13 protein-coding genes are annotated in these 12,863 nt (G+C 70.2%); 3 read left to right on the top strand and 10 right to left on the bottom strand.

Annotation, left to right across the window (positions count from 1 at the left end; translation table 11 throughout):
* Nucleotides 1-135 precede the first annotated feature (135 nt).
* Nucleotides 136-810, bottom strand: a complete 675-nt coding sequence (locus tag M1203_RS24410) for a response regulator transcription factor (protein ID WP_249951927.1) — start codon at nt 808-810, stop codon at nt 136-138.
* Between the two features lie 4 nt (nt 811-814).
* Nucleotides 815-1,969, bottom strand: a complete 1,155-nt coding sequence (locus tag M1203_RS24415) for a HAMP domain-containing sensor histidine kinase (protein ID WP_249951928.1) — start codon at nt 1,967-1,969, stop codon at nt 815-817.
* Between the two features lie 113 nt (nt 1,970-2,082).
* Here M1203_RS24415 and M1203_RS24420 point away from each other — a divergent pair, with 113 nt between their 5' ends.
* Nucleotides 2,083-3,660 carry a DUF1349 domain-containing protein gene (locus tag M1203_RS24420; protein WP_249951929.1) on the top strand — a complete coding sequence of 526 codons (1,578 nt, stop codon included), beginning with the start codon at nt 2,083-2,085 and terminating at the stop codon, nt 3,658-3,660.
* A gap of 159 nt (nt 3,661-3,819) precedes the next feature.
* Here M1203_RS24420 and M1203_RS24425 read toward each other — a convergent pair whose 3' ends face one another.
* On the bottom strand, nt 3,820-4,371 hold the full coding sequence (locus M1203_RS24425) for a YciI family protein (protein WP_249951930.1): 552 nt from the start codon (nt 4,369-4,371) through the stop codon (nt 3,820-3,822).
* Nucleotides 4,372-4,537: 166 nt separating this feature from the next.
* Here M1203_RS24425 and M1203_RS24430 point away from each other — a divergent pair, with 166 nt between their 5' ends.
* Nucleotides 4,538-5,095: a dihydrofolate reductase family protein gene (locus M1203_RS24430; RefSeq protein WP_249951931.1), complete on the top strand. Its 558-nt coding sequence runs from the start codon at nt 4,538-4,540 to the stop codon at nt 5,093-5,095.
* 188 nt (nt 5,096-5,283) lie between these two features.
* On the opposite strand, the gene M1203_RS24435 is transcribed toward M1203_RS24430, so the two are convergent.
* The 4 genes from M1203_RS24435 to M1203_RS24450 all read right to left on the bottom strand — a co-directional run bounded on the left by M1203_RS24435 (nt 5,284) and on the right by M1203_RS24450 (nt 8,905).
* A complete protein-coding gene (locus M1203_RS24435; RefSeq protein ID WP_249951932.1) occupies nt 5,284-5,733 on the bottom strand; it encodes a spore-associated protein in 450 nt (149 codons plus the stop codon).
* A gap of 233 nt (nt 5,734-5,966) precedes the next feature.
* Nucleotides 5,967-6,347 carry a VOC family protein gene (locus M1203_RS24440; protein WP_249951933.1) on the bottom strand — a complete coding sequence of 127 codons (381 nt, stop codon included), beginning with the start codon at nt 6,345-6,347 and terminating at the stop codon, nt 5,967-5,969.
* Between the two features lie 221 nt (nt 6,348-6,568).
* Entirely contained in the window at nt 6,569-8,044 is a 1,476-nt protein-coding gene (locus M1203_RS24445) for an FG-GAP and VCBS repeat-containing protein (RefSeq protein ID WP_283958965.1), read from the bottom strand.
* Nucleotides 8,045-8,194: 150 nt separating this feature from the next.
* Entirely contained in the window at nt 8,195-8,905 is a 711-nt protein-coding gene (locus tag M1203_RS24450; protein WP_249951934.1) for a TetR/AcrR family transcriptional regulator, read from the bottom strand.
* Between the two features lie 157 nt (nt 8,906-9,062).
* On the opposite strand from M1203_RS24450, the gene M1203_RS24455 reads away from it, so the two are divergent.
* The gene (locus M1203_RS24455; RefSeq protein ID WP_249951935.1) at nt 9,063-10,304 is read left to right on the top strand and encodes a saccharopine dehydrogenase family protein; all 1,242 of its coding nucleotides are present in this window, start codon (nt 9,063-9,065) and stop codon (nt 10,302-10,304) included.
* 76 nt (nt 10,305-10,380) lie between these two features.
* On the opposite strand, the gene M1203_RS24460 is transcribed toward M1203_RS24455, so the two are convergent.
* From M1203_RS24460 to M1203_RS24470, 3 genes are all read right to left on the bottom strand, one after another.
* A complete protein-coding gene (locus tag M1203_RS24460; RefSeq protein WP_249951936.1) occupies nt 10,381-10,839 on the bottom strand; it encodes a hypothetical protein in 459 nt (152 codons plus the stop codon).
* Between the two features lie 464 nt (nt 10,840-11,303).
* Nucleotides 11,304-12,206 carry a MauE/DoxX family redox-associated membrane protein gene (locus M1203_RS24465; protein WP_249951937.1) on the bottom strand — a complete coding sequence of 301 codons (903 nt, stop codon included), beginning with the start codon at nt 12,204-12,206 and terminating at the stop codon, nt 11,304-11,306.
* Nucleotides 12,207-12,235: 29 nt separating this feature from the next.
* Nucleotides 12,236-12,853, bottom strand: coding sequence for a cell wall protein (locus M1203_RS24470; RefSeq protein WP_249951938.1), 618 nt, complete (start codon nt 12,851-12,853; stop codon nt 12,236-12,238).
* Nucleotides 12,854-12,863: the final 10 nt, after the last annotated feature.

A 12,863-nucleotide genomic window follows, 5' to 3' on the forward strand; every position in this document is an offset into this window, starting at 1 on the left:
GGTCACCGTGGTCCGCCAACGGGTTTTCGCGGCGGCCCCGTGGCCGGACGAACATCGAGTTTCGGACCGCGAGAAGACCGTGCCCGCCCAGGCAGCACCCTCCGCCTCGCGACACCACCAGCGCCGCGCCCTGCCCTATCGGACGGGTGGATCGTCGACGATGCGATAGCCGACCCCGGGCGTCGTCGTGATGACCGGCGGGCTGCCCAGTTTGCGGCGCAACCGGCCGATGGTGACGGCCACCGTATTGGTGAAGGGGTCGGCGTTCTCGTCCCACACCTGTTCCAGTAGGTCCTCGGCGCTCAGGAAACCCGGGCTGGCGCGCAGCAGCGCCTCCAAGACGGCGAACTCCTTGACGGACAGCTCCCGCGGATGGCCGTCGCGCAGGGCGGTCCGGCGTACCGGGTCGAGTTCGAGGCCGGCGGCGCGCAGCGTGCGGGCCCGGGCGGTCGGCCTGCGGCGGGCCAAGGACCGAATGCGCAGGACCAGTTCGGGGAAGTGAAAGGGCTTGGCGAGATAGTCGTCGGCGCCGAGGGTGAGACCGCTGACCCGGTCGCCGGGCGCCCCGGCCGCGGTCAGCATCAGCACCATCGCGCGATCGTCCCGCTCGGTGATCATCTGGCAGAGCGTGTCGCCGTGGATGCGGGGCAGGTCGCGGTCGAGGACCACCACGTCGTACGCGTTGACATCGAGTTTGGCGGCGGCGGCCAGACCGTCGTGCGCGACGTCGACGGCCATCCCCTGGTCCCGCAGCCCCTCGGCGACGACTTCGGCGAGCGACCGGGCGTCCTCCACGACCAGAACCCTCACGATGTCACCCTTCCCGACCGGCTGCCGACGGCAGCACCGCCGCAACGCACAGGCCGCCCTCCGGCCGGGCCAGGAGGGTGAGGCGGCCGCCGTGCGCTTCGACGATCGCCGCGACGATCGACAGCCCCAGGCCGGAGCTCCCCTCCGACCCCGTCCGGTCGGCGCCCAGCCGCTCGAACGGTTGCGTCAGCCGGTCCACCCGGCTTTGGTCGAGGACGCGTCCGCCGGTCTCGACGACGAGGCGTGTCCCGGTGTCGTCGTGTTCGGTGGAGATCCGGATCCAGCCGCCTTCCTGATTGTGGACGATCGCGTTGTCGACCATGTTCTCCACCATCCGGGACAGCAGCGCCGGACTGCCCCGTGTCCAGGCGTTCGGCCGCACCTCGAATTCGACAGTCAGCGTCTTCGCGGTGATGTCGGCGGCCCGAGCGGCCAGCGCCTCCTGTGCCAGCTCGCCGAGCGACACGGGGGTCCGGTCGGCCAACGTGCTGTGCTGCGCCCGTGCGAGCACGAGAAAGCCGTCCAGCAGGTGATCCACCCGGTCGAGCTCGGTCCGCAACCGGTCGGCGAGTGCGGTGGTCTGCGCCGCGGGCTCCGGTTTGGCGACGGCGACATCCAGTGACGCCCGCATCGTGGCCAGCGGCGTACGCAGTTCGTGCGCGGCGTTGCCGACGAAACGGCGCTGCGCGACGAATGAGGCTTCGAGGCGCTCCAGAAGACCGTCGACCGTGTCGGCGAGCTCCTTGACCTCGTCGACGGGTCCGGCCACGGCGAGCCGCTGATGCAGGTTCTCCGCCGAGATCCGCCGTGTCGCCGCGGTGATCAGCCGCAGTGGCCGCAGCACCCGGCCGGCGAGGACCCGGCCGAGCAGGAGTGAGACGCCCACCATCACCGCCAGCGCGATCAGCGAGCCAACCAGCAGTTGGTGGTTCTGCTGCGCATGCACGTCCGCGAGTTGCCTCCCCAGATCCCGGATCTGCCGCTCGGCGGTGGCGAGATCGGACGGACCGCTCGGGGGCTGTTCAGGAGCGACGCTCGTCAACCGGCTACCGGACATCAGGAAGGTCAGGGCGAGCAGCACGATGCCGGATCCGAGGAATCCCGCGGCGTACAGGATCGTGAATCGCCGTCCGACGGTCCCGCTCCATAGCTTGCCCATGGTCCTCTCCCCCACTCAGGTCCGACCGGACCCAGGATGTCCCACCGCACCTAACAGCGAGATGACAGGGGTGGTTCGGACCCTGTCACGGCCGAATCCGTAGAACCGGATCCATGCATACGGCCAACGAACCCACGACCAACGAACCTACGACCAAAGAACGTACGACCAACGAATCACTCCGGCGGGAGTGGACCGGCTTCCGGCGTCCGGGCCGGCTGATCGCGATGACGGCCGCGGCTCTCGTCGTCATCGCCTTCGGACTGCTCTACGCGTTCGGCAACCACGCGTCCTGCGACGGCCCGTGCCCGGCCGAACCGATCGGACCGGACGGCTCCGTCGTCAACGACCAGTTCTCCTTCCTGCATCGCGATCTCGGCGAGAGCGGCAGCATCACCGTCCGGATGACCTCCATGACGGGTACGATCACCTACCCGCCGCCGAACCATGACCAGATCGTCCCGGGCCTGGTGCCCTGGGCCAAGGCAGGGATCATCATCAAGGACGGCGTCCAACAGGGGTCCTCCTACGCGGCGTTGATGCTCACCGGCAGCCACGGCGTGCGGATGCAGTACGACTACCACCACGACATCGCGGGCAAGGACGGCGGGGTCTCGGCCACGTCGCCGCGCTGGCTGCGGCTGACGCGGTCGGGCGACACCATCACCGGCTACGAGTCCACCGACGGCGAACGGTGGACCAAGGTCGGCGCGGCGAAGCTGTCGGGGCTGCCCAAAACTGTGCGGGTCGGCATGTTCGCCACCTCTCCCGGCGACCTGACGCTACGGCGTGTCGGCCTCGGCGGTGCCACGGAACAGGTGCGCTTCACGCAGGCCGGCGCCGTCTTCGACAACGTCGGCCTCCAGGGCGCGGCCTCCACCGGGGGCTGGAGCGAAGAAGCCGTCGGCGAGATGAACCAGACTGACTGGGAGAAGGACCACAAGGCGTCCGGGGCCGTCGAGGAGAACGGCACGTTCACCGTCACCGGCACAGGCGACATCGGGCCGGCGGTTTCCGAGGGCGCCGGCCGCCCGGTGGAGCGTACCCTCGGCGGACTGGCCATCGGACTGGCCATCGTGCTCGTGGTCGCCGTTCGGTTCGTCACCTCCGAGTACCGGCGCGTGCCCGCGCGTGCTGTGCCGGTCACCCGACGAACGCTCATGGCGAAGGCGGTCGTCGTCGGAGGCGTCACGTTCGTGACGGGTCTCCTCGCCGTGGGCGTCGTGGTCCCGGTCGGCGTGGCGATCCTGAAGGGGAACGGGATCTCCGTCATCGACGTGTCCGCGCTCACCGGAGCGCGGGTCGTCCTCGGTACAGCCGCCGTGCTCGCCCTCGCCGCCGTGCTCGCGCTCGCGCTCGGCGCCCTGTTCCGGCGCGCCTGGCTCGCGATCCTCGTCGCCGTCCTGACGATCGTGGTCCCGTACGTCATGACCTCCTTCCCGCTGCTGGCCGACGGCCTGTCACAGTGGCTGCTGCGGGTCACTCCGGCCGCCGGCTTCGCCGTCCAGCAGACCCTCACCGAACACCCGCAGGTCGTCGCCCACTACGCGCCCTCCGCCGGGTACTTCCCGCTTCCGTGGTGGGGCGGGATCGCCGTGCTGTGTGCGTACGCGGTGATGCTTCTGGGGCTCGCTCTCAGCCGCCTCCCGCAAGGCGGTGAGCGGGCCGAGCGGCCGGCGGACTGGAGGTGACCCGCGCCGAACCACGCGGGAGCCCGCGCGGACGGTGCCTGGTCCCGGGTCCGCCCGGCGGTCTCGCCCGCGACGCCGCGGTACACCGGCGCCCCGGCCCGGCCCGGGCCCAGCCCTCAGCCCCTCAGTCCCCAGTTCCTCAGTCCCCAGTTCCTCGGTTCATGACGGGCGTCCGCCGAACTGCCAGTTGTGCACCTCGATGTCCGCGTACCGGTCCGGGGTCAGAACGGCGCGTGCCGTCTCCGGGTCGGGTGCTCGGAGCAGCACCGCCGTGCCCAGCCAGGTGGCACCGTCGTCGGACAACAACGGCCCGTAAGCGATCAGATCGTCCCGGGCGGGCGGCACCGCGAGATCCACGGCCTGCCCTGTGCCGAGGCCGAGCACCAGGTACCGGTTGCCGCCGGTCCGGCCGCCGGAGAAGTCCCACATGGTGCGTCCCAGCGTGTTGCGCCAGCGTCGCAGCAGCACGTCCCGATAGACGCCGGCCTGGTAGTTCGGCTCGTCGAAGGCGAACGCGCGGGCGGCGGCGGGATCGGGCAGGTCGACTATGTGCACGCTTCCGGTGGGAGTGTCGCCGTCGTCGGCGAGGGTCGGGCCCCGGGCGATCATCTCCTTCGCGTACTGGTCCATGTAGGACCAATGCTCTTCCAGCAGCTCGTGCCGCAGCGCTGCGGAGCCTGGCCGGTCACGGTGGTAGCAGAGGAACTCCATGCCCAGAGGATCTCTTCAAGGAGGCATCCAGGTCGAGCGACTTTCCTTGCGACGGTTACTCGGGAGCCTCCCGGCCGGCTGGCCGATCGATGAGTTCCGGGTCGTGCGGAGGTCACAGCCTCCAGAACCGCCGGCAGACTGACGCGCTCGTAACCGAAGGAAACGCATGGCAAAGCTCATCTACTCCATGATCACCTCGCTCGACGGCTACGCCGAGGCGGCGGAGGGCGGCCTCGGCACCGGGGCCGACGACGAGGAGGTGCATACCTTCATCAACGACCTCTTCCGCCCCGTCGGCACGTACCTCTACGGCCGACGGATGTACGAGACAATGCTCTACTGGGAAACCGCGCACACCGAGCCCGACCAGCCGCCGCACATCCTGCGGTACGCCCGCGACTGGCAGGCCGCGGAGAAGATCGTGTACTCCACGACGCTTGAGTCGGTGTCCAGCGCGAAAACCAGGATCGAGCGGACCTTCGACCCGGAGGCGGTGCGCAGGCTCAAGGCCGAGGCCGATCACGACCTCACCGTCGACGGCCCGAACCTCGCGGCCCAGGCGATCGCGGCCGGCCTGGTGGACGAATACCACCTGTTCATCACCACGAGCGTGGTCGGCGGCGGCAAGCGGTTCTTCCCCGACGGCGTGCGCCTCGATCTCACGCTGGTCGAGGAGCGTGCCTTCGGCAGCGGACTGATCTACGCGCGCTACCGGACCAGCTGAGCCGCACCGGAACCGGGCCGCGGCCGGTCATGGAACCGGCCCGGTCAGGCGAGATTCACCGAGAGCCCCCGGGCATCCTCGCGGATTCCCGGGGGCTGGTGCCGCGATCTCGCGTCCACGACAGCGGTTTCACGGTCGAACTGCGGAAGGCCGACGACGCGGGACCCGCGGCCGGGTGATGAGCCGGATCAGCGAATCTCGGTGACCCGGTGCTCCTTCAGGGCGCCGCAGTTGGAGTTCTCCACCGACACGTACACGTTGTCGATGTTGCCGCCCCAGCTCACGCAGTGGCCCTTGCCGTAGACGTAGGAGGGTCCCGCGTACGACGTGTAGTTCCCGGAATCCCCGGCCCACTCGTCGGTGTCGGGGACGTAGATGTACGCGGACATGTACTTGGCCGTGCCGGGGTTGGCGCGGATGGTGGCGACGCAGTTCTTGCCGTTCGAGGAGTTGTACGTCAGGTACACGGTGCCCAGCGAGCCGACGGGCGCCGAGTTCACGGTCTTGTAGGCGCTGCCGCAGACGCCCTGCGGTGTGACGTTGGGTGCGGCGGAGGCGGTCGTGCTGAACGCGGTCGTAGCGCCCGCCGCCAGTGCGGTTAATGCCCCGACGGCCGCGATATTGCGCGCGATGCTCATATTTCCCCCTTGTTTCTCCGAGAGCGGTTTGCTCCCACTTGATGTGACCCGCGAGCGGCACGGATGGTTGTGCCGAATTCCCGTTGACGGTGACGCCGTTGTGGACGGACGCGAGGAGCACAAGCAGCGGGGGAGCAAGAGCGGGAGAGCACGTTCGGGGCCGGGGTGAGCGACCAGCACGTGCGGCGGCGCTGTGGGAGGGCATCAGGGAGTCCTCGCGCGGCCGATGGGCATCACAGGGGGTTGAGGCGGGCCTTGAGCAGGCAGAACTCATTGCCTTCGGGGTCGGCCAGAACATGCCACGACTCCTCCCCTGTCTGGCCGATGTCGGCCGGGCGCGCACCGAGTTTCAGGAGGCGTTCGAGCTCGGCGTCCTGATCGCGGTCGGTGGCGTTGACGTCGATGTGCAGCCGGGATTTCGCCTCCTCCGGCTTGTCCCTGCGACTGAGGAAGATTGTCGGCTGCGGCCCACCGAACCCTTCGCGGGGCCCGATCTCCAACGAGCCGTCGTCCTCGCGATCGAGCACGACGAAGTCCAGGACCTCGCACCAGAACCGCGCCAGCGCCTCGGGGTCGCGACAACCGAGTACGAGCTCACCGATACGACATGCCATGACGAAACCTGCCCTCAGCCCGGGAGTTGCCGGGGCGGGAGGCCATACACGAACCTCATGCGCTCCCAGCGGTGAAAACGACCCCGCGACCGTACCGGACGAGGCGAGCACGGGCGAAGAGATTTCCGGGCCGACCCTGTCCGGGCAACCGGGCAAGGCCGTTGGCCATAAAAGACCCTTCGGATGACAGGCCGGTGGCCCCGTAGCGGCGGCCGGCTGTTTCAGTGACCGAAGTCGAAGCTGTATCCCGGTGTCGGCTCCAGTCCCAGATCCGCGGACCCGATGAGCGTCGGTCCGGAGGTGCTGATGCCGGACGGGCCGCCGGACAGGATCCGCACCGTGTCGTCCCCTCCGCTCGCGGACCAGGTGCCGCCCGCCAGTTCGGCCGCGCCGTCGCCGTTCAGGTCCTGGATCGCCGTGGGCCCCATCGGAAGGTCCGTGCTTTTCGCGTTCGTGCCGGTCAGGCCCTTCGGTCCGCCGCGCAGCACCAGGGTCACCGTGTTGTTGTCCCGGTCGGCCCCGGTCGGAGCACTGAACGCGACGTCGGCGTAGCCGTCGCCGTTCACATCACCCGTCGCCGGCGCGTACCCGAAGCCGCAGCCGGAGGAGACCGGATTGCCGGGCAGCCCCACTGTCCTGTCGTTGATCGTCGTGGGCTTCAGGCCGGTGCTCCGTCCGGTCTTTCCGCCGTATGCGACCATCAGCCTGCTGCCGCCTTCGGGCACGGCCACATCGCCGATGGTCTCGCAGGTGAGGCTGACGATCACATCGGCGAAGCCGTCCTTGTTGACGTCGGACGTGAGGGTGACCGAGCCGTACATGTCCTTGCCGCGCGCGTCCTTGAGACGCGGGCCCTTCATCAGTTCGCCATCGGCCGCTCCGCGGTACACGACGGTGGCACGGGGGGTCGGTATCTCGTCCCCGAACACGTGGGACCAGGTGACCACCAGATCGTCCTTGCCGTCGCCGTTCACATCGCCGACGCCGGTGGGCCGCGGGGTGTAGTACGACGAGGTGTCGGGCGTGAGGTCGAGCGGCTTGGTACGGGCGGGCTCGCCCGCCCGGGTGAACGGGCCGAACCGTACCGTCGCCTCGGAGCCCGTGCTTCCGCTCGTGACGAGGTCGGCGTGGCCGTCACCGTCGAAGTCGCCGGCGACCGGTGTGGCGCCGGTCAGTTCGGCCGCTCCGGAGAGCTTCTTCTTTCCGCCCCAGACCACGAAGACCGTGTTGCTGCCTGCCTGCGTGATCAGATCGCTGCGGCCGTCGCCGTCGAGGTCGGCCGAGATGGCGGCGCCGCCGAAGCGGCCACCAGCGCCCGCCTTGCCGAGACCGAGGCTGTCCTGGGTGATCACCTGGCGGCGCCGGGTGTCGGCGCCGGCCGTCGAGCCGTACACCACGACCGCGTAGCCGGCGGCGTACTTACCGTTGACCGTGGCCGAGGTCTCGGTGATGACGAGATCCTCTTTCCCGTCGCCGTCGAAGTCGGCGTGGGCCCCGGCGGTGTCGGGGTCGGCGTGGGTCCTGGCGGTGTCGGGGTCGGCGTGGGCCCCGGCGGTGTCGGGGTCGGCCGGGGGCCGCTCCGGGGCCGTGGCCGTCCGCGTCAAGCCAGGTGAGACGGTGGAGTCGGGTACGACCCCGGGGCCCCCGCAGCCGGCTACCGCCGTCAGAGCCAGGGCCGTGACAAGTCGTTTCCTCATGCGGAGTTGGACCTGGGCCGCCCACGAATGGTTGTGCCGGGCTTGAGCAGCAGGTCGGCGAGCTCGACCGGCATGGTGATCACGCGGTCGTGGCCGGTCGGCAACTCCGACACGTACACGGACCCGGTCGGCGGTCGGCCACTCGCTCGGTCAGCCGGCGTGCAGCGCCTGGAGCCGGCTGTCCGCGCTTGCGAGCAGCATGTCCAGAGCGACCGGGTAGGCGCTGTGGTTCATGCGTGCGGCGAGCAGCTGGGCGGTTGCGGCGATGTGCGGGTACTTCTCGGCGGGCAGCCGGGCGTAGGTGGACTCCCATTGCCGTTCGTCGGAGGTACGGGAGGTCTCGGCCAGGGCGAGGGTGCCGGCGTCGAGGGCCGCGAAGGCCAGGCTCTGGTCGATGAAGGCGTGGAAGACCAGGACCGCGTCGGCGTCGGGGAAGCCGGCGGTGCGCAGGATGCCGAGGACTGTCTCGTCGGCGGCGATCTCGCGGGCGCGGCCGGTCACCCGACCGGCGGTGAGCATGGCGGCCTGCGGATGGTCGAGGTAGGCGCCGTGGATGCGCCGGCCGAGTTCACGCAGGTCGGTGCGCCAGTCCCCGGTGGCGGTCCAGCCGTCGAGGGCTCGGCCGATCAGTTCCTCGCCGATGGCGAGGGTGAGGCCGTCCATGCCGTCGAAATACCGGTAGAGGGTGCTGGGGTCGGCGCCGAGTGCGGTGCCGAGGCGGCGGACGGAGAGCCCGGCGCTGCCGTGTTCGCGCAGCATTCGCAGGGCGGTCTCGACGATCAGCCGTTCGGACAGGACGGTTCCCTGCCGGGTGGGGCGCCGCCGTCTGCGTGCCTCTTCGGGTACCACCTGTTTGGCCATCGTGTCTGCCTCTCGTGCCGCAGGACGGACGGTCCCGCCCCGCCGGGCCGGTATGGCGTCCTTATGCCAACACCATTGACCTTAACTCGTGCGCCCGGCTTTCATCCCCTCCCATGGGGCGCGGACCGCGCGTACCTCACCGAGGGAAGGTTTCGTCATGCGTGTTCTGCTTGTTGGCGCCGGTGGCGTCGGTACCGCGATCACCCGGATCGCGGCCCGCCGGGACTTCTTCGGCCACTTCGTGGTCGCCGACTACGACCTCGCGCGCGCCGAGGCGGCCGTGGCGGCGCTGGACGACCGTGCGGGCCGGTTCGTCGCACGCCGTATCGACGCCTCCGACCAGGCCGCGGTCATCGCCCTCCTCACCGAGGAGAGGTGCGACGTACTGCTGAACGCCACCGATCCGCGTTTCGTGATGCCGCTGTTCGAGGCCGCTCTCGCGGCGGGCAGCCACTACGTGGACATGGCGATGTCGCTGTCCCGGCCGCACGCCGCGCAACCGTACGCGCGGTGCGGGGTCAAGCTGGGCGACGAGCAGTTCGCGCGGGCCGACGCGTGGCGGAAGTCGGGCCGGCTGGCGCTGGTCGGCATGGGGGTGGAACCCGGGCTGTCGGATGTCTTCGCCCGGTACGCGGCCGACGAACTGTTCGACGAGATCGAGGAGATCGGCATCCGCGACGGAGCGAATCTGACCGTCGAGGGATACGACTTCGCCCCGTCCTTCAACATCTGGACGACCATCGAGGAATGTCTGAACCCGCCGGTGGTGTACGAGCGCGAGCGGGGCTGGTTCACCACCGAACCGTTCAGCGAACCGGAGGTCTTCGACTTCCCCGACGGCATCGGCCCGGTCGAGTGCGTCAACGTCGAACACGAGGAGGTGCTGCTGGTGCCGCGCTGGGTGGACGCCCGGCGGGTCACCTTCAAGTACGGGCTGGGGGACGACTTCATCGACAAGCTGAAGACCCTGCACGCGCTGGGCCTGGACGCGACCGAGCCGGTCACGGTCCGCGACGCGGACGGCGCGCAGGTGCGGGTCTCCCCGCGTGACGTGGTCGCCGCCTGCCTGCCGGACCCGGCCACGCTCGGCGAGCGGATGACGGGCAAGACCTGCGCGGGCACCTGGGTGAAGGGCGTCAAGAACGGCCAACCGCGCGAGGTGTACCTGTACCACGTGGTCGACAACCAGTGGTCGATGCGGACGTACGGTTCCCAGGCCGTGGTGTGGCAGACCGCGGTCAACCCGGTTGTCGCACTTGAGCTCGTGGCCGGCGGGGTGTGGGCGGGCGCCGGCGTCCTGGGCCCGGAGGCTCTCCCGCCGCGCCCGTTCCTGGACCTGCTGACCGCGTACGGCTCCCCGTGGGGGATCCGCGAGCACGGGTCCGAGCAGCAGGACTGAACGGGCACCGCGAGCGGAGGGGGGCAGCGGCTCCGGAGGCTTCGATCGGGGCCCGTGACGCGGTTCAGGTTCGACATCAGCCCATTTGGCGCGCCCGCGGAAGCGGATTCCTCCCGGCGTCGATCGTGGCGGCGCGCAGCGCGGACCACTGAAGGACAGCGAAACCGGCGACGGTCAGCGCCTGCACCGGGATCCAGACGGCGCCGGCCGTGGTCGGGTCGAGCCAGAGCGCGAGCGCGGCGATGCTGACGGCGGCCCACAGCAGATTCGCCTCGACGACCACCTTCACGGGTAGCCGCGGCGGCTGTCGACGGGTGGCGAGAAAGCCGACTCCGGCCCCGAACAGAGCGAGAAACACGCCCAGGCCGAGCAGGAGGGTGTCATCGACCCCGAGGAGCCGACCGAGCGGCCCGGACGCCACGACGTACGCCAGTCCGTTGGCGCCGGTGGTGAAGGCGTCAAGGGCGAGGAACCGGCGCAGCATCGTCTGCGGCTCAGTGGTGCGGGCGATGCCGGAGAGCAGAGTTGCGGACATGGCGGGACAGCCTCCATCGAGGTCATACGGGCCGGCGGGGAGCCGGTACCCGGACGGAGTGCGCCGCCCGGGTTCCGGTACCGCAAGGGTGCCGAGTGAAGCGGGAGGCGTCGATTACGTGCGAGGTAATGGCGGCAGGGGCTCGCCGGCCAGGCGCGTCGCCGTATCAGCCCGCTTCCTGGAGGGTCGCGGCATCGACGGCGTGATCCGCCGCGCACCCGACCCGCGTCCGTCGTCAACCGGGGGCGGGCGGACAGCCGTTGCCCCGCTGCCGGTGCGGTGGTCGATGTGATCAGTGGGTGAGCTGGCGGCGTACCAGTTCGTGGAGTCGGCCGTTCGGGTCGGCGAGCAGGCCGGCCGCGAGCAGGCCGGCCGGACGCCGATCATCAGTTGCGAACACGGGAAGGGACCCGCGAGCGTATGGGACGCCCCCGGATCCCCTCCATGACCGCTCTGAGGCCGCGTCAGCTAGCCAGCGGCAGGGCCTTCCGCGACGGCACCGCGCTCAGCAGCTCCGCTCCCACCGGCTCCCCGCTGTCCGCGTCGACGAAACTGACGCGGACGACGGGATCGCCGGGAGTGTCGCGGCTGAATGTCGCGTCGAGTGCGAACACCACGGAGACCGGCCGGGCCTCCTCCGCAGTCCCGTACACACCCGAGAACAGGAGAATGCGCCAGCCGTCCTCCTCCCAGTGGTCCAGCAGAGCCGACCGGACCACGGGTGAAGCCGCCTGCCAGGCAAGGGAGTTCTCCAGTAGCTCGACGCTCGCGGCGACCGGCACACGGTCTCCCGCCCCGGTGCCGAAGAGCGGATGCCCGAAGACACGCAGCCGCGCCCGACGCAGCGGCAGCAGCCACCACCGGTCGAGATCCGCCGAGAGCGCGATCAGTACGAGCGCGGCGGCGGCCAGCAATCCCAGCGACCCGGCGGGCTGCCCGGAGACCGTGGACCACCAGCTGTCGTGCGCCACGGCCGCCGCCACACCGCCCACCAGCACCACCCCGGCGCGTGCGAACGCGCGCCAGGTGATCGGCGTGTCCTCGTTCGCCGAGCAGCCGCACGAGGACTCGGGGGCGAGTGCCCGTCCGTAGCAGAGATAGCCGAGAAAGCCCGCGCCCAGAAGGGCGGCGGCCACGCCCGGCACCGGGTTCGCCGGTAGGGCCAGCAGCCCTGCGGCGATCAGCAGTTCTCCGGCGCCGACACCGCGCAGCGCCATCGCCGCTCGCTCGCTGCTGCTCAGCATGCGGGCCAGCGCCGTCTTGGGTGCCTGGAGCGCGGTGCGGCGGCCGAACAGCTTGACCCCACCCGTCCAGCCCAGCAGACCGGCAAGGACCAGCGGGGCGAGGCCCGTTGTCAGTGAGAGCATCTCTCCGTCCTCCACCTCACTCCCGCTGTTCAGTGCCCGACCGAGATACGGACGACATCCACGGAGTTGTCGGACGGCCGCCAGGCCCCGAGAACCTGGGCGCTCTGCCCGATGCGCAACCGGGACAGGTCGGACGTAAGCGCGCGGCCCGCGTACGAGGCGTTCGTGGTGTCCGGAAGGACGTTGCCGACGACTTCGTGCTGACCGTGGGCGAGGTGGAGCCGGTTCTTCGCGATGCCGCGGATCCGGGTGTCGAGGTTCACGATGTTCACCCACACCGCGTCGGCGGCGATGGTGCCATCGGGCATCGGCACACCACGGGCGTAGAGCCCGTCACCGATCTCGATCGCCGCGGCGGTGGCGGCCCGGACCTTCCACACACTGGTGGCGTTGGTCATCTGGACACGCGCGTGGTCACCGTAGGAGCCGGCGACCTCCAGGACGCTGCCGGTGATGCCGGTGATCCGGCCCTCCACGAAGGAGGACTTCGCGATCGCGGGGTCGAGTGACGGCTCGGCGGCGAAGGCGGCATCGGCGTCAATGCCGCCGAGGGCGGTCGCTCCGACGATCGTGGCGCCGCTGAGGGCGGCGGTGGTGAGGAACCGACGGCGGCCCAGGCCGCGGTGGTCGTCCTGACGAGAGGTCATGTCCGCGTCC

It is taken from the genome of Streptomyces sp. 35G-GA-8, assembly GCF_023534745.1.
In the GTDB taxonomy this organism is placed as follows: Bacteria; Actinomycetota; Actinomycetes; order Streptomycetales; family Streptomycetaceae; genus Streptomyces.